This is a genomic window from Tardiphaga robiniae (genome assembly GCF_001618955.1).
In the GTDB taxonomy this organism is placed as follows: domain Bacteria; phylum Pseudomonadota; class Alphaproteobacteria; order Rhizobiales; family Xanthobacteraceae; genus Tardiphaga; species Tardiphaga robiniae_A.
In genome coordinates this window covers 81,096-100,449 of the sequence record NZ_LVYV01000004.1, presented here as the reverse complement: position 1 = coordinate 100,449, position 19,354 = coordinate 81,096, and the positions used below count along the sequence as shown (strand labels likewise).

Annotated in this window: 18 protein-coding genes and 1 pseudogene; 11 read left to right on the top strand and 8 right to left on the bottom strand. The window is 61.5% G+C overall.

The window, feature by feature from the left end:
* The first annotated feature begins 260 nt into the window (after nt 1–260).
* Together A4A58_RS08555 and alr are read left to right on the top strand one after the other, a co-directional pair.
* Nucleotides 261–1,760 carry a replicative DNA helicase gene (locus A4A58_RS08555; RefSeq protein WP_068731048.1) on the top strand — a complete coding sequence of 500 codons (1,500 nt, stop codon included), beginning with the start codon at nt 261–263 and terminating at the stop codon, nt 1,758–1,760.
* 98 nt (nt 1,761–1,858) lie between these two features.
* Complete coding sequence (alr, locus tag A4A58_RS08550) at nt 1,859–3,034, top strand: alanine racemase (protein WP_081421781.1); 1,176 nt, start codon at nt 1,859–1,861, stop codon at nt 3,032–3,034.
* Here the strand turns inward: alr and A4A58_RS08545 are convergent.
* A complete protein-coding gene (locus tag A4A58_RS08545; protein ID WP_068731047.1) occupies nt 3,031–3,417 on the bottom strand; it encodes a tautomerase family protein in 387 nt (128 codons plus the stop codon). The genes alr and A4A58_RS08545 overlap by 4 nt on opposite strands.
* Nucleotides 3,418–3,494: 77 nt before the next feature.
* Here A4A58_RS08545 and A4A58_RS08540 point away from each other — a divergent pair, with 77 nt between their 5' ends.
* Nucleotides 3,495–4,223 carry a sulfite exporter TauE/SafE family protein gene (locus A4A58_RS08540; RefSeq protein WP_068731046.1) on the top strand — a complete coding sequence of 243 codons (729 nt, stop codon included), beginning with the start codon at nt 3,495–3,497 and terminating at the stop codon, nt 4,221–4,223.
* Nucleotides 4,224–4,551: 328 nt separating this feature from the next.
* A complete protein-coding gene (locus A4A58_RS08535) occupies nt 4,552–8,028 on the top strand; it encodes a bifunctional diguanylate cyclase/phosphodiesterase (RefSeq protein ID WP_081421780.1) in 3,477 nt (1,158 codons plus the stop codon).
* Between the two features lie 94 nt (nt 8,029–8,122).
* On the opposite strand, the gene map is transcribed toward A4A58_RS08535, so the two are convergent.
* From map to A4A58_RS08510, 5 genes are all read right to left on the bottom strand, one after another.
* A complete protein-coding gene (gene map / locus A4A58_RS08530) occupies nt 8,123–8,902 on the bottom strand; it encodes a type I methionyl aminopeptidase (protein WP_068731045.1) in 780 nt (259 codons plus the stop codon).
* Nucleotides 8,899–9,111 carry a ParD-like family protein gene (locus tag A4A58_RS08525; protein WP_068731044.1) on the bottom strand — a complete coding sequence of 71 codons (213 nt, stop codon included), beginning with the start codon at nt 9,109–9,111 and terminating at the stop codon, nt 8,899–8,901. The genes map and A4A58_RS08525 overlap by 4 nt, the downstream gene beginning before the upstream one ends.
* A gap of 159 nt (nt 9,112–9,270) precedes the next feature.
* Nucleotides 9,271–9,630, bottom strand: coding sequence for a hypothetical protein (locus A4A58_RS08520; RefSeq protein ID WP_068731126.1), 360 nt, complete (start codon nt 9,628–9,630; stop codon nt 9,271–9,273).
* A 276-nt stretch (nt 9,631–9,906) separates the two neighbouring features.
* On the bottom strand, nt 9,907–10,173 hold the full coding sequence (locus A4A58_RS08515; RefSeq protein ID WP_139069808.1) for a hypothetical protein: 267 nt from the start codon (nt 10,171–10,173) through the stop codon (nt 9,907–9,909).
* A gap of 198 nt (nt 10,174–10,371) precedes the next feature.
* The gene (locus tag A4A58_RS08510; protein WP_139069807.1) at nt 10,372–10,656 is read right to left on the bottom strand and encodes a hypothetical protein; all 285 of its coding nucleotides are present in this window, start codon (nt 10,654–10,656) and stop codon (nt 10,372–10,374) included.
* Between A4A58_RS08510 and radA the strand changes: the two genes are divergently transcribed.
* The 3 genes from radA to purF all read left to right on the top strand — a co-directional run bounded on the left by radA (nt 10,649) and on the right by purF (nt 14,509).
* Nucleotides 10,649–12,109 carry a DNA repair protein RadA gene (gene radA / locus A4A58_RS08505; protein WP_068731041.1) on the top strand — a complete coding sequence of 487 codons (1,461 nt, stop codon included), beginning with the start codon at nt 10,649–10,651 and terminating at the stop codon, nt 12,107–12,109. The two genes, A4A58_RS08510 and radA, sit on opposite strands and share 8 nt — an antisense overlap.
* A 238-nt stretch (nt 12,110–12,347) precedes the next feature.
* On the top strand, nt 12,348–12,980 hold the full coding sequence (locus tag A4A58_RS08500; protein ID WP_068731040.1) for a CvpA family protein: 633 nt from the start codon (nt 12,348–12,350) through the stop codon (nt 12,978–12,980).
* Between the two features lie 35 nt (nt 12,981–13,015).
* Nucleotides 13,016–14,509, top strand: coding sequence for an amidophosphoribosyltransferase (purF, locus tag A4A58_RS08495; protein WP_081421779.1), 1,494 nt, complete (start codon nt 13,016–13,018; stop codon nt 14,507–14,509).
* A 64-nt stretch (nt 14,510–14,573) separates the two neighbouring features.
* On the opposite strand, the gene A4A58_RS08490 is transcribed toward purF, so the two are convergent.
* Nucleotides 14,574–15,062, bottom strand: a complete 489-nt coding sequence (locus A4A58_RS08490) for a RidA family protein (RefSeq protein WP_068731039.1) — start codon at nt 15,060–15,062, stop codon at nt 14,574–14,576.
* Between the two features lie 201 nt (nt 15,063–15,263).
* On the opposite strand from A4A58_RS08490, the gene A4A58_RS08485 reads away from it, so the two are divergent.
* Nucleotides 15,264–16,004 (top strand): SDR family NAD(P)-dependent oxidoreductase, encoded by a 741-nt coding sequence (locus tag A4A58_RS08485; protein WP_068731038.1) that lies wholly within the window; start codon nt 15,264–15,266, stop codon nt 16,002–16,004.
* A 216-nt stretch (nt 16,005–16,220) separates the two neighbouring features.
* Nucleotides 16,221–17,354, top strand: a complete 1,134-nt coding sequence (locus A4A58_RS08480) for a hypothetical protein (protein ID WP_068731037.1) — start codon at nt 16,221–16,223, stop codon at nt 17,352–17,354.
* A 26-nt stretch (nt 17,355–17,380) separates the two neighbouring features.
* On the opposite strand, the pseudogene A4A58_RS31810 reads toward A4A58_RS08480, so the two are convergent.
* Nucleotides 17,381–17,464 (bottom strand): annotated as a pseudogene (locus tag A4A58_RS31810) (IS5/IS1182 family transposase); the annotation flags it as partial.
* 141 nt (nt 17,465–17,605) lie between these two features.
* Between A4A58_RS31810 and A4A58_RS08475 the strand changes: the two are divergent.
* A complete protein-coding gene (locus A4A58_RS08475; protein ID WP_068731036.1) occupies nt 17,606–18,418 on the top strand; it encodes a class I SAM-dependent methyltransferase in 813 nt (270 codons plus the stop codon).
* Between the two features lie 310 nt (nt 18,419–18,728).
* Entirely contained in the window at nt 18,729–19,259 is a 531-nt protein-coding gene (locus A4A58_RS08470) for an RNA polymerase sigma factor (protein ID WP_068731035.1), read from the top strand.
* The last annotated feature ends 95 nt before the right edge of the window (nt 19,260–19,354 follow it).

Genomic DNA, 19,354 nt, shown 5'->3' with positions numbered 1-19,354 from the left:
GTGCAAGAGATCGCCATCCGGTTCAGGCGCGGGGAGCAATTTTTCCGGGTTCCTTAAGCAATGATTCAGACCCCTCCCCTTGCTGCAGCCAAAGCGTCAAGCGCAATGCTTGGTTCAGGCGCAAATCCCGCCGGGGCAATGTGGGAATCGTGCATAAGGCCTGACCGCATCCTTTCGTTCGCCGCAAGCGAAGCGCTTAGTCCAACGCCGCGCGTCACGACGCCGTTCATCCGCCCAATTCGGAAGACCCAATAAAGACCATGGCCGCATTCGATTCGAACGTTCTCAAGCTCACCCCCGAGGCGGGCACTCCGGCCTATCGGTCGGCGCCGCACAATATCGAGGCGGAACAGGGCGTGCTGGGCGCGATCCTGGTCAATAACGACGCGTTCTACCGGGTCTCGGACTTCCTCAAGGCCGAGCATTTCTTCGAGCCAATCCACCAGACGATCTTCGAGACGGCCGCCGCCATCGTGCGCGCCGGCAAGATCGCCACACCCGTGACGCTGAAGACCTTCCTGCCGACCGATACGGATCTCGGCGGCATGACCGTGGGCCAGTATCTCGCCCGCCTCGCCGCCGAAGCCACCACCATCATCAATGCGCAGGATTACGGCCGCACGATCTACGAACTGGCGATCCGCCGCCAGCTGATCAATGTCGGCGAAGACATGGTCAACGTCGCTTATGACGCGCCGGTCGACTTCGCCCCCCGTGCCCAGATCGAGGATGCCGAGCGCCGGCTCTATGAACTGGCCGAAGCCGGCCGCTATGACGGCGGCTTCCAGCGCTTCTCCCAGGCGATGACCACCGCGCTCGACATGGCCGCCAACGCCTATCAGCGCGACGGCAAACTGTCGGGCATCTCCAGCGGCTTGCGCGACCTCGACGCCCGCATGGGCGGCTTGCAACGCTCCGACTTGATCGTGCTCGCCGGACGTCCCGGCATGGGCAAGACATCGCTGGCCACCAACATCGCCTACAACATCGCCGCCGCCTATCAGTCCGAAGTGCAGCCCGACGGCAGCATGAAGACCATCAATGGCGGCGTCGTCGGCTTCTTCTCGTGCGAAATGTCGGCCGAACAGCTCGCCACGCGTATTCTCGCCGAGCAGACCGAAATTTCGTCGAGCGCGATCCGCCGCGGCGGCATCACGCAAGCCGAATTCGACAAGATCCGCGACTATACGATCAAGCTGCAGAACCTGCCGCTCTATGTCGACGAAACAGGCGGCCTGTCGATCTCGCAGCTCACCGCCCGCGCCCGCCGCCTGAAGCGGCAAAAGGGCCTCGACGTCATCATGGTGGACTACATCCAGCTGCTGCAGGGCTCCGGCAAGCGTTCCGACAACCGCGTGCAGGAAGTCACCGAGATCACCACCAGCCTCAAGGCGCTGGCGAAGGAACTGAACTGCCCGGTGGTGGCGCTGTCGCAGCTCTCGCGTCAGGTCGAAAATCGTGAAGACAAGCATCCGCAGCTGTCCGACTTGCGTGAATCCGGATCGATCGAGCAGGACGCCGACGTAGTGGTCTTCGTGTATCGCGAGGAATACTATCTGCAGGCCAAGGAGCCGCGACTCGGCACTCCCGAACACGAGAAATGGCAGCTCGAGATGGATCTTGCGCACGGCAAGGCCGAAGTCATCATCGCCAAGCAGCGTCACGGCCCCACTGGCACCGTCGACCTGCAGTTCGAAGGCCAGTTCACCCGCTTCAGCGATCTCGCCGGTGGCGCCCAGTTCCGCGCCCCGCAGGAGTGACGCGCGTGCGGTTGAACCGGCTCTGACGCGCGCATATTGTGCGGCGCAGAATTCGATCGTGTGATCCCATCACACGATCCCTGTGCCAGGATATTTCGATGACCAGCGTCTCCGACCCGAAACCGACAACTCCCGCCGATATGGAGTTGCCCGCAGACGCCAGCGGCATCCTGACCATCGATCTCGACGCCATCGTCGCCAACTGGCGCAAGCTCGAAAAACACGGCGTGCCTGCCGAATGCGGCGCGGCGGTGAAAGCAGACGCCTATGGCTGCGGCATCACCCCCGTGGTGCGCGCGCTGGCGAAGGCCGGCTGCAAGACCTTCTTTGTTGCCACTTTCGACGAGGCCCGCGCCGCGCGCGCCGCAGCACCTGATGCTGCGATCTATCTGCTGAACGGTTTCCCGCCGAATTCCGGCGATGCGCTGGCCGCCATCAATGTGCAGCCCGTGATCGGCGATCTCAACGAACTAGCCGAATGGGACATGTTCTGCCGCCGCACCGGCTGGAAGGGCGGCGCGGCGGTGCATATCGACACCGGCATGAACCGGCTCGGTATCAGCCTTGTCGATGTCCAGGGCCTGATCCCGCGCCTCGGCTCGGGCGATCACGGCTTCACGCTGGTGATGAGCCACCTCGCTTGCGCCGAACAACTGCACAATCCGATGAACGCCCGGCAATATTCCAGTTTCCGCGAGGCTTCCTCGCTGTTCTCCAGCGTGCCGGCATCCCTCGCGAATTCGTCAGGTATCTATCTCGGCGCGGCCTATCAGTTCGATCTGATGCGTCCGGGCGCAGCCCTCTACGGCGTCAATCCGACGCCGGAAGCCGACAACCCGATGGCACCCGTGGTCGATCTCAAGGTGCGCATCCTGCAGACCCGCAGCGTCGAGCGCGGCGACAGCGTCGGCTACGGTGCCACTTGGGTCGCGCGGCGTCCGACCAGACTTGCGATCATCGCGGCCGGCTACGCCGATGGCTATTTCCGCGCGGCCGGCAGCAGCGACGGCACCCGCGGCGCCGAGGTCATCATCGCCGGCCAGCGCTGCCAGATCGCCGGCCGCATCTCCATGGATCTGCTCGCGGTGGACATCACCGACCTGCCCCACAACGCCGCCCGCCGCGGCCATTTGGCGACGCTGATCGGCGACGGCATCACTGTCGACGAACTCGCGCATCACTACGGCACCATCGCCTATGAGGTGCTGACCAGCCTCGGCCGACGCTACATGCGCGTTTATAAAGGTGGCGACGGCGCGGCCCCCGCGTCCTAGACGTCAACCTTGAAGCTGAGTTCGATCTCGGAGGCCGGCAGGCCGCCGCGCACGCCCCAGTTCTCCAAAGGCTGTTCGTTCAGGACAATCTTGATCTCGAGTTCCGGAACGCCGAGCGCAGCAAGGTTCTGCACGATCGTATTGTAGAGGTTGCGCTTGGCGTCGATGGAGCGGCCGGCGAACATCGTGATCTCGACCCGGGTGAAGCGCTGCGAGCGCCCGGTCGGCACGATGCGCTGCGTTTCGCTATAGGTATCCACCGTCACGTCGCGGTCCCAGTCCGGAATTTTGAGCGCTGCCAGCATCGCCGACTGCACGGCCTCGATGACTTCGATTTCGCGGCCTCGCGCCCACGCGCCGGTGACAATTCTTGCGACTGGCATCGCCCTCTCCCATCGGATCAGTTGCACCTACACGACTGGAGCGCTCTTGTAACGTCCCGCGCTTGGAGAATCGCGTCGTGAACTTCATCTTCGTCTGCACGGTCGGCCTTATCGCCGGCACCATTTCCGGGATCGTCGGCACCGGCTCATCGATCATGCTGATGCCGGTGCTGGTCTGGCAGTTCGGCCCGAAGGAAGCCGTGCCAATCATGGCGGTCGCCGCCGTAATGGCCAACCTGTCGCGCATCCTCGCCTGGTGGCGCGAGGTCGACTGGCGCGCCACCGCCGCCTATTCGCTCACCGGCATTCCAGCTGCAGCCCTGGGCGCACGCACGCTGCTGGTGCTGCCGTCGCATGTGGTCGATCTCACCATCGGACTGTTCTTCATTGCCATGGTGCCGCTGCGCCACTGGCTGGCGCGGCGCTCCTTCACTATCAACCTGTGGCAACTCGCGCTTGGCGGCGCGATCATCGGCTATCTCACCGGCATCGTCGTCTCCAGCGGTCCCCTCAGCGTGCCGCTGTTTCTGTTCTACGGCCTCGCCAAGGGCGCCTTCCTCGCCACCGAAGCCGCGAGTTCGCTCGGCCTGTATCTCAGCAAGTCTGTCACCTTCCAGCGGTTTGGCGCGCTCGATCTCGACGTGCTGGTGAAAGGCCTGATCGCCGGCGCCTCGCTGATGGCCGGCGCGTTCATCGCCAAACGCTACGTACTGAAACTGAGCGTCGAGACGTTCCGCCTGGTCATGGACGGGATCATGCTTCTGGCGGGCGCAAGCATGGTGCTGTCGGGCATGGCGCTGATCTAGGGCGTGTACTCATAAATCGCGGTAAGTATGTCCGCTACCCCGCGAGTTGCAGGCTCAAGCTGGACGGCAGGCCGTTGGAAACCGGCGCTGTTTAAAGTTGTATCCATTACTTACAAGTACATGCGACTGATGTTCATAGAAGGCGATCAACCAGCAACAGTTATTAGTATCTCGCAAATCCGCATTTCCAACGTGCGCAGTGCAACATAATCCTTTGCCTCGCCGCGTACAGTAATGCCAATATTTCCAACCTATTATTAAGGTTCGTAATCCACGCTAAAATCCGGAATTTCGTTTGTTTCATTTGTAACGACTACTTGGACGCTTCATGCGCGCGTTCTATGGAAGGCTGGCCCGGCTGCCAGGATTTTCATTGGTGGTGCTCGGCGTCTTCTTTGCGACGTCGATCATCGTTGTGTTTTTGGTGGATCTGCAGGCGCGCCATCATGTGGCCGTCTCTGAGGCAAAAAAAGCGGCACTGAACATCGCCGAGATTCTCGCCGAACACACGGCGTTGACCTTTGAGGGGATCGATCGAACACTGCTCGAAGCCGAGAGAATTCGCGAAGATAATCTTTCGGGAAAGTATGCAACGCCCGAAGCCGCAAATACCGCCTTGCGTCTTCTCAAGAAAGCCTCATCGATCGTCGTTGCCGTCGGCTGGACAGATGCCGCCGGTAACCTTCTGGCGCATTCCTACGATCGCACGCCGCCGCGAAGCAATATCTCCGACATGTTGCACTTCACCGCTCAGCGCGATCAGGTCGATGCCCGGCTGTTTATTTCGCCCCCCTATCCCTCGGCTGTCACCGACAAATGGTTGAGCGCGGCGTCGCGCCGGTTAAGCAATGCCGACGGCAGCTTCGCAGGGGTCGTAACTGCGCCGCTCGACCCGACCCATTTCACGCAGGTCTATCGCGCGATTGATGTCGGCAAGGGCGGATCCGTGCTGTTGCTGCATCGCGCGGGTACGGGGCGGGTTCTTGCGCGAGAGCCCGCGATAAAAGGAGCCATCGGAAAATCTTTCGCGGATAGCCCGCTCGTCTCCGAATATCTGCCAAAATCGGAAGCCGGCTCCTACGAGACGATAGGCGTTATCGACGGAATCGCGCGCCTCGCGGGATACAAGGCCGTGCCCGGACTGCCGCTGGTCCTGGTCATCACATACGCCCGCAGCGAGGTGCTGGGACCATGGCGCCAGCACCTTTACATGGTGGGCCCGCTCGTCGCCATGATCGTTGCCGTCATCTTGTTCGGCACGTTTAGGATTTTGCGCCAGACGAATAGTCTTGCCGTAAAAACTAGGATTCTGGAACGAACGAACATGCAGTTCGATGCTGCCTTGAGCAACATGTCGCTAGGGCTCTGCCTGTTTGACGCGAACAAGAATCTGGTGGTTTCGAATGGCCGCTTCCGCGAGATGTACGGTTTCCCGGAAGAACTCGTCAGGCCCGGAACACCCTTGTCTCTCATGCTGCAGGCCCTCAAAGATCGCGGAAAGCACGATTTGTCCATCGACGGGGATGTTCAGGAGATTCCGACGAAGCAAAGGCAGATTTTTATGTCTGCCGACGGTCGCGTGATTTTAATTCAACGCAGGCCGATTGCGGATGGCGGATGGGTTGCAACCCATGAAGACATCACCGAGCAGAAGCGCGCACAGCGCTTGTTGACTGATAAAGCTGCTGAACTCGAGCGGATCAACATGCGATTCGACGCCGCGATGAACAACATGTCGCAGGGTCTTTCGCTGTTTGATGGGGAGCAGAGGATCATTCTTTCAAATGCGCGCTATGCGGAAATCTATCACCTCAGCGAGGAACAGCTGAAGCCAGGGACAACGCTGCGGCAAATCATTGAATATCGCCGGGCAAAGAGAACAAATTGCGAAATGGCTGCGGACGTCCTTTTCGACGCCAAGCTGAAACTGGAGAAAGAAGTCCAGGAGCTTGTCGATGGGCGCCTCATTTCGATGACGCGCCATCTGATGCCGAACGAGGGGTGGCTGGCGACTCATGAAGATGTCACGGCACAAAAACACAGGGAGCAATTGCTGGCCGCGAAAGCCGTGGAGCTGGAGCAGACCAACGAACGCTTCGACATTGCGCTGACCAACATGTCGCAGGGTCTCTGCATGTTCGACGGAGCAAAACGGCTCGTTGTCTGGAATGATCGTTATGCGGAATTATACCAGTTGCCTGCGGCTTTGTTGAAAGTCGGAACGCCTCATGAGGCTATCATCGCCGATCGTGTCTCTCGTGGCATTCTCAAGGGCGGGACCAGCGAACCAGCCATCAGGAAAAAGATAGCTGAATTGGGCCAGCATTCGACAGATTCAAGCTCGGCCAGGGTCGATGAATTTGCGGATGGGCGATTGATACTCGTCACCCGACAGCCGATGAAGGACGGCGGTTGGGTTGCAACGCACGAAGATATCACCGAACGGCGGCGCGCAGAGGCCGAGATCGTTCACCTGGCGCGTCACGATGCGCTCACGGGACTTGCCAACCGAACACTGTTCACCGAGAAACTTGAGGAGGCGAGCAAGCGTCTTGGCCGCCATGACGGTGGCTTTGCCGTGGTCATGCTCGACCTCGATAAATTCAAGACCGTCAACGACACGCTGGGACATCCCGCTGGGGATCGTTTGCTCGTTGAGTTCGCACAACGACTGAAATCGTCGACTCGCGAAACCGATGTACTGGCCCGCCTTGGCGGTGACGAGTTTGCGATCATCCAGGACGGCGGACCCAATCCGCAGGAGGGTGCAATCGTGCTTGCGCTCAGGATCATCGATGCCATTGCTCGGCCATTTGATCTCAGCGGCCACGAGGCCAGCATCGGGATCAGCATTGGAATCGCCCTGGCTCCGGAACAGGGCGTCGATCCCGAGGACCTGTTAAGAAAAGCGGATCTCGCGCTCTACGACGCCAAGACCGGCGGGCGAAACGATTTCCGCCTGTTCCAGTCCGGAATGATCGAGGCTGCCCACTCGCAGAGGGTGTTGGCAAACGAACTGCGGGACGCGATCGCGCGAAATGAATTCGAGGTGCACTATCAGCCGGTGGTTGACGCCAAGACGCGGCAGATCCGCGGCGCTGAGGCGCTGGTCCGCTGGCGGCATCCGTCGAAAGGACTCATCGCTCCCGATCAATTTATTCCGCTCGCGGAAGCGACGGGGCTGATCCTTCCTCTTGGCGAGTGGATCCTGCACCAGGCTTGCATGGATGCAGCGTCGTGGCCGGCTCACCTCAAGATCACGGTCAACATCTCTGCCGTTCAGGTCAGCAAGGGAAAACTGCTCGACGTCATGCTGGATACCCTGATGGAGACGGGTCTTTCGCCTGAACGGCTGGAGTTGGAAATTACGGAGACGGCTCTTCTTGAGAACGCGACGGCGCATCTGGGGACGATACGGCAGCTGAAGAATCTCGGCATCTCCATGGCGCTTGATGACTTTGGTACTGGTTATTCAACGGCGAGTTATTTGACCAATTTCCCGTTCGACAGGATCAAGATCGACAAGTCCTTTGCACAAGGCGCACCCAATCGCCGCGATTGCGCAGCGGTGGTGTCCTCGGTGCTCGCGCTGGCCCGCGGTCTTGACATCGCTACGACAGCCGAGGGTGTCGAGACCGAAGAGCAATTTGAATATCTGCAGGCTGCAGGCGTAGACCTCGTCCAGGGCTTTCTGTTCGGTCGGCCCGTCCCGCTCTCCGAACTGGACCTCGATGCGGCAGTTTCATTTGGAAATGGTGCTGCTGACGGCGAGTTGTGCACAGGGGTCATCACGGCAGGGAGATGACCGCCGCGTTTCAAACGGCGGTCAGATGGGCCGCGCCGCTGCTGCAACGAAGCGCGACATCGGCCACGGCTCCGGAAGCGCCATTCGGATTTGGCTACGCGCTTATGAGTCCACGCCCTGGTTCGTCGGGACGCAGCGTCAGCACCGACACGCCGGATGCTGTCACGGCAACGGTGTGCTCGAATTGCGCGGACAGCGACCCATCTCTCGTCACAACAGTCCAACCGTCACCCATGGTTCTCACACTCCGCCGACCGCGATTGAGCATCGGCTCGATCGTGAACACCATGCCCTCACGCAGGGCGAGGCCCGTCCCCGGCTTTCCGAAGTGCCGAACCTGCGGTTCCTCATGCATCTCCCGGCCGATGCCATGACCGCAATATTCACGCACCACGGAATAGCCATTGCGCTTGGCATGTCGTTCGATCGCCCAGCCGATGTCTCCGAGCCGTGCGCCCGGGCGAACCGCCCGGATGCCCATCCACATGGCTTCATAGGTGGTCTGGACCAGCTTCCTGGCGGCCGGATTCACCTCGCCGACGAGATAGGTCTTGCTGGAATCTGCGATGTAGCCGTTCTTCTCGAGCGTGATGTCGAAATTGACGATGTCGCCGTCGCGAAGCACGTGCGACTGCGATGGAATGCCGTGGCAGACCACATTGTTCACCGACGCATTCAACACGAAACCATAGCCATATTGGCCCTTGCTTGCGGGTCGGGCCTGGAGATCGTCGACGATGAACCGCTCGACCATTTCATTCACCTGAAGCGTCGAGATGCCGGCGAGCGAGCTGCGATCCAGCAGCCCGAAGACGGACGCCAGGAGCCGCCCAGCTTCGGCCAGCAAGGCCAGTTCCTCAGGCCGCTTCGTCATGCTGCACTGACAGCCAGCGGCTGAGCCGAAACGCCTGCGGAGCTCAGTTCACGCGCCATGATCTCGTTGAAACTCAGCGTCGGATTGGTCTCGCACAGCATGCCGACCTTGATCCAATAGGCGGCCTGCGCGTTGATCGAACGCAACGATACTGTGCTCGCTTTGCGCACCTGATCGTGCAGATCGTCGTCGATGTTCACGATACCCATGGGGGTCCTCATATATGATTCGTATATGAATCATATATGAGGCACATGAGAGAAAGCCAAGAGCGATTTGTCCTGACTGCAGCCACTGCCCTCTCCCAACGCAAATCGGCCGCCCTGAGGCGGCCGATCGCAGTCCTGAAAATCTGAGCTATCCGCGGCTTAGTAGCCGTATCCGTAGCTTGAGCCGAAGCTGAAGCCGCGATTGCAGGTCGAGCAGCCCTGCTGCACCGGTGCGTAATAGGCCTGCGCCGGAGCGACCATCTGCACACGCTGCTGCGTGGCGTATTGCGCCGGGATGCGCTCGTAATCGACGCGCGCAGGCGCGACCATCACGGTCTTCGGTACCATCACGGTCTCATACTGGGCCGGCGTGCGATGTCGGACGGTGCGACCGGGAGCGACCATGACAGTCTCTTCGACCGTGCGATACTGCGGCGGCACCACCTGCTGCTGATAGCAGGTCTGGCACGGCGGCGGTGTGTAGCAGTTATAGCAGCCTGCCGAGGCAACACCGGGCATCGCCATTCCGGCGACAGTGGCGAACAGCGCAGCAGCAATCAATTTTTTCATGATCAGGTCCCGTGGCAAGCTGGTTTGAAATGGGCTCGTATCGCTCTGATGCGCGACACTCAGCCAAGCACCACCACCGGTCAACGCGGTCCTGATATTTACCTTGATGAACGTGCTTAAGATTTGATGACGGCAACATATGAGGATGCCAAGGCAGACACAGCCGCACTGCGCCCGGATTCACCGCAGAACGCGACGTGAGATCAATCGGCCTCTGCAGCCAACCTAATAGCCGTCGCGAGGCAGCCCGAAGAGATGCTCGAACACGCTCGGCTGGCGAACCACCCATTGGCCCGGTTCGCCCGTTCTCAGATCCCGCACATAACGCGGCGGCGCTTCCACATAGTAAAGCGGCGGCGGCGCGCGAATGCCGGTATCCATCGTGATGGGATAGTGCGCGGTGCCGGCGCGATAGCGCGCATCGCGGTAGTCAGAGGCAAGTACCGGCGTCGCCAGCGTCGCCGCACCCAGCACGATCATCAAAATACGCACGGCACACCTCACGCTGACGTCACTGCGGTGAGGCTATCGGGCGGAGGTTAATGAAGGATTCGTCGCACGTGCAGTTCCACACGAGCTCCTGCGCGGAATGAATTAGACTCGCGAAGCGCTGGACTGCGGCTAAGCTGGTTGGTCGAGCAGCCTCGATTGCTCACCACCGCTTGCATCTGGATTCTGCTCGCGGCGCGTCTACCGAGCGTAAGCAATCGCCAAGTTGAAGAAGTACCACTGCAGAGGCTGCACCTCCGGCATCGCCGCGGCGAAGGCGATCCAGGCCGACATTGCCGACCAGTTCTCGCGCGTCGGAATTTTTGGCAACCGAATAGACCTTGCCCATGTGCCGGTCGATGCGTCCCACCCGGCGAGGCTGGCGAACCCTTCGAGAAGAAACTTGCAAATGCCCCGTTCAACCGCGTAGACCAAGAGAACAAACCAAAAACACCTACAGCCGCGATTCCTTCCGCCAATGGCCAAGAACCTCCTCTCCTTCGTCTGCCAGAATTGCGGTGCCGCCTATAACAAGTGGCAGGGCAAGTGCGACGCCTGCAGCGAGTGGAATTCGCTGGCCGAGGAGGACACCACCGGCGTCACCACGATTCCGGTCAGCGCGCGCTCCAAGCGCAAGGGGCGCACCTTCAATCTCGAAAGCCTGACCGGCCAGAGCAATGATGCGCCGCGCATTGCCTCGGGCATGGGCGAGCTCGACCGCGTCACCGGCGGCGGTTTCGTGCGCGGCTCGGTGCTCTTGATCGGCGGCGATCCCGGCATCGGGAAATCGACCTTGCTGACCCAGGCCACCAGCCTGATGGCGCGGGCCGGCCATCGCGTGGTCTACATCTCCGGCGAAGAAGCCGTGGCACAGGTGCGGCTGCGCGCGTCGCGTTTGGGCCTCGCAGACGCCTCGGTGCAGCTCGCCTCCGAAACCTCGGTCGAGGATATCGTTGCCACGCTGTCCGAAGGCACGGTGCCGCGGCTGATCGTGATCGACTCGATCCAGACCATGTGGACCGACACGGTGGAATCCGCGCCGGGCACCGTGACCCAGGTCCGCGCCTCGGCGCAGGCGCTCATTCGCTTCGCCAAGAAATCCGGCGCCACCATCATCCTGGTCGGCCATGTCACCAAGGACGGCCAGATCGCCGGGCCGCGCGTGGTCGAGCACATGGTCGATGCCGTGATGTCCTTCGAGGGCGAAGGCTCGCAGCAGTTCCGCATCCTGCGTGCGGTGAAGAACCGCTTCGGCCCGACCGACGAAATCGGCGTGTTCGAGATGACTGGGCTCGGCCTGCGCGAGGTCTCCAACCCCTCGGAGCTGTTCCTGTCCGACCGCGATCTGGGCTCGCCGGGCACCGCCGTGTTCGCCGGCATGGAGGGCACCCGCCCAGTGCTGGTGGAATTGCAGGCTCTGGTTGCGCCGACGACTTTGGGCACGCCGCGCCGGGCCGTCGTCGGCTGGGATTCATCCCGGCTGTCGATGGTGCTGGCGGTGCTGGAGGCCCATTGCGGGGTTAAGCTGTCGGGCTACGACGTCTATTTCAACGTCGCCGGCGGATTGCGCATCAACGAGCCCGCCGCCGACATGGCCGCAGCCGCGGCGCTGGTGTCGTCGCTCTGCAATGCGCCGCTGCCCACCGACGCGGTCTATTTCGGCGAAATCTCGCTGTCCGGCGCGGTGCGCCCGGTGGCGCAGACCTCGGCGCGGTTGAAAGAGGCGGCAAAGCTCGGCTTCGGCCGCGCGGTGCTGCCGGAATCGGCGCGCGGCGACCCCGGCGGCGATGCCGGACTGTCGCTGAATACCATCGGCGGCCTCACCTCGCTGGTCGCCGATATCGCTGCGCGCGGCGTCAAACCCACGCGCGACAACAGCAAAAGCACAGATGCCGAGAAAAATACCGCGCCGGCGCGATTCAAGCGCCAGGACGGCTGACAGCGACGTGACCTGCGCTGCCGCGGCCGCTATAGAATGCGCGCGCGACAGACTGCGCAGATGTGCAACACGCTCCGTTAAGGCACTCTGCCGAAAGCGGAACAATGGTGTGATCAGGTGCGCTCTTGCGGCCGATAGCGGTTTTCCGGCCTTGCGAGACGTGCCATATCACCGTCACCTGAAGCGGCAGCCTGTGCCGATTCGCGGTTTCTGATTCACGAGCGGACCTGACCAGCCGATGCCGATCACGATTCTCGACCTTGTCCTGCTCGGCGTCATGCTGATCTCTGGCCTGCTGGCCATGGTTCGCGGTTTCATGCGCGAGATTCTGTCGATCGCGGCCTGGGGCGCGGCGGCGCTGGTCACCCTGTTTGCTTTCCAGAAGCTGCTCCCGACCGCTAAAACTTATTTCAACAACGATACCGTCGCCAGCATCGTGGTGGTGGCCGGCGTGTTCATCGGCACGCTGATCGTGGTCTCGATCATCACGGTCCGCATCTCCGACATGATCCTGGATTCGCGCATCGGCGCGCTGGACCGCACGCTCGGCTTCCTGTTCGGCCTCGCCCGCGGCCTGCTGATCGTGGTCGTCGCCTTCCTCTTTTTCAGCTGGCTGGTGCCGGACAAGCAGCGTCCGGACTGGGTCACGGGTGCAAAATCGCGCGTCGTTCTGCAGGGAACCGGCGATTGGCTGATGGCACTCTTGCCGGATGACCCTGAAAACACCATCTTGAAGAGGTTCAAGAAAAACAAACCCGATGAGGATACGACCGACGCCGAGCCAGCAGCGCCCGGCGCTGCGGATGGCTATTCCAAACCTGCCCGCGACAGCCTGAAAAAGCTGATCGATGGCAAACCGGCGGGACGCTAGGCGTTCTTAGTTTCTCGCGACACCTGAAAGGCGCGATGGATCCAATGCAGAGCCCTTCCGACGACGCGAGCACCACCATGCGAAATCCCGATCTCGACGGCGACATGCTCCGCGAAAAATGCGGCGTATTCGGTATCTATGGCCATCCCGATGCGGCGGCGATCACCGCGCTCGGCCTCCACGCCCTCCAGCATCGCGGACAGGAAGCTGCCGGCATCGTCGCCTTCGACGGCAAGCGCTTCCATTCCGAACGTCGCCTCGGCCTCGTCGGCGACACCTTCTCCCGCCGCGAAGTGATCGAACGCCTGCCCGGCACCGCCGCCGTCGGCCATACCCGCTACTCCACCACGGGCGAAACCATTCTCCGCAACGTCCAGCCGCTATTCGCCGAGCTCAATGCCGGCGGTTTTGCAGTGGCCCATAACGGCAACCTCACCAACGGCCTGACCTTGCGCCGCGAGCTCGTGAAGAACGGCGCGATGATGCAGTCGACCACCGACACCGAGGTCATCCTGCACCTCGTCGCGCATTCCAAGCGCAACCGTTTCATCGATCGTTACATCGAAGCACTGCGCGCTATCGAAGGCGCCTATGCGCTGGTGTCCCTGACCAACAAGAAGCTGGTCGGCGCCCGCGATCCGCTCGGTATCCGCCCGCTGGTGCTGGGTGAACTTGACGGCTCGCCGATCCTCGCCTCGGAAACCTGCGCGCTCGACATCATCGGCGCCAAGTACATCCGCGACATCGAGCCTGGCGAAGTCATCGTGTTCGACGAGAACGGCGCGCAGAGCCACAAGCCGTTCGCGCCGCAAGCGCCGCGCCCCTGCATCTTCGAATATATCTACTTCGCACGTCCGGACTCGATCGTCGGCGGACGTTCGGTCTACGACACCCGCAAGGCAATGGGCGAACAGCTCGCCCGCGAAACCCATGTGGAAGCCGACGTGATCGTGCCGGTGCCGGACTCCGGCGTGCCTGCCGCGATCGGCTATTCCCGCGCGTCGGGCGTGCCGTTCGAACTCGGCATCATCCGCAATCACTATGTCGGCCGTACCTTCATCCAGCCGACCCAGAGCGTGCGCGAACTCGGCGTGCGCATGAAACATTCGGCCAACCGCGCCGCCATCGAAGGCAAACGCATCGTGCTGATCGACGACAGCCTGGTGCGCGGCACCACCTCGAAGAAGATCGTCAAGATGATGCGCGACGCCGGCGCCAGGGAAGTCCATTTCCGCATCGCCTCGCCGCCGATCACCCACCCGGACTATTACGGCATCGACACGCCGGACCGCGCCGGCCTCCTGGCCGCCACGCACACGCTGGAAGAAATGCGCGACCTGATCGGCGCGGATTCGCTGGCCTTCGTCTCGGTCGACGGCATCTACCGCGCCATGGGCGAACCCGGCCGCGATCCAGCCCATCCGAAATTCGCCGACCACTGCTTCACCGGCGACTATCCGACCCCGCTCACCGACATGAGCGAGATCGACGCCCCGCGGCAGCTCTCGCTGCTGGCGGAAGCGAGCTGAGCTTACGCTCGATTGTCGTCACCGGGCTTGATCCGGTGACCTATCTGCAAGCGCGCGCTACGCCCTACTTCCTCACCGGCGCATAGAACGTCCCCTCGACCTCCATGATGTCGTCCTGATTGAGCCGGTGCACCTCGACGATGGTGCGCGGTGGATAGGGCTCCTTGCCCCACAGCTCTTCCTGCACCTTGTTGACCAGCGGTCGGAAGCGGAACATGTCGGTGACATAGACCACGATCCGCGTGCAGTCCTGCAGGCCGGCGCCTTCGGATTCCGCGATCAGCTTCATGTTCAGGAACGCCTGCCTGATCCGGGCCTCGTCGCCGCCAACCAGCGTGTTGGTCTTGGGATCGATGCCGCGCATGCCGGCGACGAACACGAAGTCCCCGCCGCGCGAGGCCACGCCCCAGGTGCCGGTGGTCTTGATCGCACCCGGCGGATTGACCGCCTTCACGCCGTTCGGTGACTGCGCGCCGGCGGCGTTGGCCACGACGGCGGCGGCGCCGAGCACGCTCACAGAGATTGCCGTCCGGAGAAATTTGAAACGCTGCATGGAGAGTGTCCTTCGATGGTCCGACAGGGCCGCGAGAACCGCTCACGGCCCCGCTTCAAGAGGCAATTCACGGGCCAGAGCCACGCTGGCATCAAACTCCGTCATGGCCGGGCTTGTCCCGGCCATCCACGCCTATAAAAGCATGCAGCAAAAGACGTAGATGCCCGGAACAAGTCCGGGCATGACGGAGTGAAGCTACCCATGACAAAACCCCTCGCCTCCCGCATCGCCCTCGTCACCGGCGCCTCGCGCGGCATCGGCTATGCCACTGCGCTCGCACTGGCGAAGGCCGGCGCGCACATCGTCGCCGTGGCGCGCACCCAGGGCGGCCTCGAAGAACTCGATGACGCGATCCGCGCCGAGGGCGGCAGCGCCACGCTGGTGCCGCTGAACATCACCGACCTCGACGGCCTGTCGCGGCTCGGCGCCGCGCTGCATGAGCGTCACGGCAAGCTCGATATTCTGGTCGGCAATGCCGGTGTCGCCGGTCCCTCGTCGCCACTCGGTCATATCGAGCTGAAGGCCTGGAACGACACCATGGCCACGAACCTCACGGCGAACTTCCAGCTCATTCGCTGCATGGAGCCGCTGCTGCAGCAGTCCGATGCCGGCCGCGCGGTGTTCCTCACATCCGGCACCGCCAGCAAGGCCTCCGCCTATCGCGGCCCCTATGCCGTCTCCAAGACCGCGCTGGAAACGCTGGTCCGTGTCTGGGCCAATGAGACCGTGACCACGAATATCCGCGTCAACCTGTTCAATCCTGGCCCGGTGCGCACCCATATGCGCGCCATCGTGATGCCCGGTGAGGATCCCGAGACGCTCGACACGCCGGCGCAAGTTGCCGAGACCATCGTGCCGCTCTGCCTGCCGTCCTGGACCGAGACCGGGAAATTCTATGACTACAAGACCGGCAAGGTGATGGGCTTTCATCCGCCGCCATGACTCCGACTGGATCGCCCGGCTTGATCGGGCGATCCAGTAAACTCAGGCCGGCGTATACTGGGTCACCCGGTCCCGGCGCGCCATTGCGCGCCAGGCCGGGTGACAACAAGTGAGAGTGACGCGCCACCATCGCGCCGCAAGATTGACTCTTATCCATCACCGGACTTCACTCCCTCCCAAGCGGGACAACCCGCACCGACAATCAGGGAGGTCGTCATGGCGTCGCCAACTCATCGCGCGTGGTCGCTGCACATACTTGCAACAGCTGCACTCACCCTCACCGCGCTCTCCCTCGCACCTCCCTCCTCCCGCGCCGCCGATATCCCCCGCTTCGAAGTGGATGCGTCCTGGCCGAAGCCGCTGCCGAACAACTGGATCCTTGGCCAGGTTGGCGGCATCACCACTGACAAGGACGGTCATATCTGGGTGATCCATCGCCCGCGCTCGCTCACCGATGACGAGAAAGGCGCGGCACTCAATCCGCCGCGCTCGAAATGCTGCGTCTCCGCGCCGCCGGTGCTGGAGTTCGATGCCGACGGCAATCTGCTGCGCTCTTGGGGCGGTCCCGGCGAAGGCTATGAATGGGTTGGCCGCGAACATGGCATCGAGGTCGACGAGAAAGGCTTCGTCTGGGTCGGCGGTAATCTCGACAACGACAATGCGATCCTGAAATTCACCACCGACGGCAAGTTCGTGATGCAGATCGGCAAGATCGCGCCGAGCAAGGGCAGCAACGACACCACCCAGCTCGGCAAGCCCGCCGAGACCGCCATCGACAAGGATGCCAACGAGATTTATGTCGCTGACGGTTACGGCAATCGCCGCGTCATCGTGTTCGATGCCACCACCGGCGCCTACAAGCGACACTGGGGCGCCTATGGCAACAAGCCGAATGACGACAAGCAGGCAGCCTATGATCCGAACGCGCCGGTGGCACAGCAGTTCGGCAATCCCGTGCATTGCGTGAAGCTCGCCAATGACGGCCTCGTCTATGTCTGCGACCGAATCAACAACCGCGTGCAGGTGTTCAAGAAAGACGGCAGCTTCGTGAAGGAGTGGTTCTACGAGAAGGCCACGCTCGGAAATGGCGCGGTGTGGGATCTCGCGGTGTGGCCCGACCCGAAACAGACATGGCTGCTGACGGCGGATGGCGAGAACAACGAGATCCGTGTCATCAATCGCGACGACGGCAAGGTCGTCGGCACCTTCGGCCGCAATGGCCGCCAGGCCGGCCAGTTCCACTGGATTCACGCCATGGCAGTAGACGCCAAGGGCAATGTCTATACGGCCGAAGTCGACACCGGAAAGCGCATCCAGAAATTCAGGCTGGTCTCGGATGCGCTGAAGTAGTCATCGCTACAAGTTATATAGCCAGATCGTCTGTTTCTGGTCCCGATGATGCACACCCCATGCTGATGCATGCGAACAATGGAGCTGTCCATCATCTGGACAGCCGCATCGCTTGATGCTCCCGGTTTGGGAATTTGAATCACTGACGTTCAGCCAAACGCAATGGCCCCGGCTCGGCTCTCGTCCTTTGGGGCGAAGCCGACAATATGTGCTGGTGTCGCGCGCCATCAAACGGACAACGGGTGATAGCAATGTTGGAAACCGACAAGTTGTTCGCTGGCTCGATTCCGGAAAACTACGACCGCTATATGGTGCCGTTGATTTTCGAGCCCTACGCCGCAGATCTCGCACAACGCGCAGCGTCTTTCGCGCCAAGCGCCGTTCTGGAAATTGCCGCGGGCACCGGGGTTGTCACCCGCGCGTTGACGCCAAAATTATCCCCACGCGCAAGCTATATTGTCACCGACCTCAACCAGCCGATGCTCGACTACGCTGCGTCGCGACAAGCTCCCGACGATCGCATCACATGGCGACAAGCGGATGCTCTGGCGCTCCCGTTTGAAAATTCCGCCTTCGATCTCGTGTGTTGTCAGTTCGGCGCGATGTTCTTTCCCGACCGCCCTTCTGCCTACCGCGAAGCAAAGCGAGTTCTGAAGCCCGGAGGACATCTTCTGTTCAATGTATGGGATCGCATCGAGGAGAATGTATTTGCTGACGATGTGACGAATGCTCTCGCCAATATTTTTCCGGACGATCCACCGCGCTTTCTGGCGCGCACGCCGCACGGTTACCACGATACGGCACTGATCCGTCGCGAGCTGGAGGACGCAGGTTTCTCCCACGTGATGATCGAGACGAGAGCCGAACAAAGTCGTGCATCTTCGCCGCGCCTTCCGGCCGTTGCTTATTGTCAGGGAACTGTTCTTCGCACCGAAATCGAAGCCAGAGACGCGGGAAAACTGGAAGCGGCAACCGACTACGCAGCATCTGAAATTTCTCACAGACATGGCAACGGCGAGATTGCTGCCAAGATTCAGGCGCATGTGATCGTGGCTACGGCCTGAGTGTCGGAATATCTCGCTCCGGCACTTCGCATGCCAAACTTCTGTAAGTTTCGAACCGTTCTATATCACGTGCTCATCAATAACTTGAGCTGGACGGTGGTACCGTCTATCTCTGCCGGACAATCAGGAATATCCTGACCACGGGAACCGGTGATGAGCGAGATTTCCGATAGCGACATTGGCGCCGTCGGTGACATGGTCGATGATCTCGGCATACAGACAACGTATCGTCTGTATGGGTCAGCTATCGTCCCGTTCTCAATGATCATTGCAACGCATCGAATCCCGTCTTGTTCGAACGCGTGACATCATGACCCTCTGGAAGAGCACGATCGCGAGGCTCTTTACGTCACATCGCGCTCACCTCGAAACGCTCGTGCGTCGCCGGGTCCGTGATCGTGAAGTGGCTTCGGAGATCGTCCAGGATGTCTTCGCCCGGGTACTGGCCGCCGGGACCAATGGCTCGGATGAAGACAACAAGCGCGTCCTCTACGCTGCAGCCCGGAACGCCGCAATCGATCATAATCTGACGGCATCGCGGCGGCATCATATGCTCGCAGAGTTACTGCCCGAACAACTCAGCCCCGGGCAACCGTCCGAAGACGCAGCATTACAGGCACGTGAAGCCATTGCCGCACTGGATCGCGCGCTCGCGCAGCTCCCCGCCCGAACCCGCGAGATCTTCGTTCGCCGACGTGTCAACGGCGAGTCCAATGCCGAGATCGGACAGCGGTTCGGCATTTCCGTGAGTGCCGTCGAAAAACATCTGCTACGCGCCATGCAGCACTGCCGCGCCGCCGTGGCCGATCATCTCAATCTCGCCAGCAAAGATTTCCGCTAAAATGGATGTGGGTTCTTTCTCGTCGCTCGTTGTAAAGGTAGGAATAGCTGGAACGCTTCTAACGGCAGGAGCGTTCCCGCGTCGCCTTTTCGATC

What these genes read in the sequence shown, in the direction of transcription:
- A4A58_RS08555 (WP_068731048.1), top strand. Translation starts at nt 261, where the DNA reads ATGGCCGCATTCGATTCGAACGTTCTCAAGCTCACCCCCGAGGCGGGC.
- alr (WP_081421781.1), top strand. Translation starts at nt 1,859, where the DNA reads ATGACCAGCGTCTCCGACCCGAAACCGACAACTCCCGCCGATATGGAG.
- A4A58_RS08545 (WP_068731047.1), bottom strand. Translation starts at nt 3,417, where the DNA reads ATGCCAGTCGCAAGAATTGTCACCGGCGCGTGGGCGCGAGGCCGCGAA.
- A4A58_RS08535 (WP_081421780.1), top strand. Translation starts at nt 4,552, where the DNA reads ATGCGCGCGTTCTATGGAAGGCTGGCCCGGCTGCCAGGATTTTCATTG.
- map (WP_068731045.1), bottom strand. Translation starts at nt 8,902, where the DNA reads ATGACGAAGCGGCCTGAGGAACTGGCCTTGCTGGCCGAAGCTGGGCGG.
- A4A58_RS08525 (WP_068731044.1), bottom strand. Translation starts at nt 9,111, where the DNA reads ATGGGTATCGTGAACATCGACGACGATCTGCACGATCAGGTGCGCAAA.
- A4A58_RS08520 (WP_068731126.1), bottom strand. Translation starts at nt 9,630, where the DNA reads ATGCCCGGTGTTGCCTCGGCAGGCTGCTATAACTGCTACACACCGCCG.
- radA (WP_068731041.1), top strand. Translation starts at nt 10,649, where the DNA reads ATGGCCAAGAACCTCCTCTCCTTCGTCTGCCAGAATTGCGGTGCCGCC.
- A4A58_RS08500 (WP_068731040.1), top strand. Translation starts at nt 12,348, where the DNA reads ATGCCGATCACGATTCTCGACCTTGTCCTGCTCGGCGTCATGCTGATC.
- purF (WP_081421779.1), top strand. Translation starts at nt 13,016, where the DNA reads ATGGATCCAATGCAGAGCCCTTCCGACGACGCGAGCACCACCATGCGA.
- A4A58_RS08490 (WP_068731039.1), bottom strand. Translation starts at nt 15,062, where the DNA reads ATGCAGCGTTTCAAATTTCTCCGGACGGCAATCTCTGTGAGCGTGCTC.
- A4A58_RS08485 (WP_068731038.1), top strand. Translation starts at nt 15,264, where the DNA reads ATGACAAAACCCCTCGCCTCCCGCATCGCCCTCGTCACCGGCGCCTCG.
- A4A58_RS08480 (WP_068731037.1), top strand. Translation starts at nt 16,221, where the DNA reads ATGGCGTCGCCAACTCATCGCGCGTGGTCGCTGCACATACTTGCAACA.
- A4A58_RS08475 (WP_068731036.1), top strand. Translation starts at nt 17,606, where the DNA reads ATGTTGGAAACCGACAAGTTGTTCGCTGGCTCGATTCCGGAAAACTAC.
- A4A58_RS08470 (WP_068731035.1), top strand. Translation starts at nt 18,729, where the DNA reads ATGACCCTCTGGAAGAGCACGATCGCGAGGCTCTTTACGTCACATCGC.